The organism is Vibrio sp. 10N.222.49.C9, assembly GCF_041474985.1.
In the GTDB taxonomy this organism is placed as follows: domain Bacteria; phylum Pseudomonadota; class Gammaproteobacteria; order Enterobacterales; family Vibrionaceae; genus Vibrio; species Vibrio crassostreae_C.
The window spans coordinates 1-270 of sequence record NZ_JBFRVD010000219.1 but is presented as its reverse complement, the minus strand read 5'-3'; the positions used below and the strand labels follow the sequence as shown (position 1 = coordinate 270).

1 protein-coding gene is annotated in these 270 nt (G+C 46.7%); it reads right to left on the bottom strand.

The features are described from left to right. On the bottom strand, positions 1–228 hold a 228-nt coding region (locus tag AB4585_RS22845; protein ID WP_372171092.1), incomplete at its 3' end, for a hypothetical protein. Positions 229–270: the final 42 nt, after the last annotated feature.

The following is a 270-nucleotide window of genomic DNA, read 5'->3' as shown; positions in this document are numbered from 1 at the left end:
GGTTGATAGAGCATCGAACCACATCACTTCACCATCTTCGAGATGGTAATCCTGCATCAAACCATAGGACAGCAGAGTCGCGTAGTTTGGCGTTGGCGTGTGGGTTAAGCAATTCGCCCCCACATCTCTCATTTCAACCCAATAATGTCTTTCCATTGACGAAAAAACCGCACTAACGAACTCGTTAAGTTCGGTGCGCTTAAGGTGATCTTGAAACATCGTGATCATGGGCTTTGCCGTCATCAAAAACAGAGTGATGCCTAACGACAC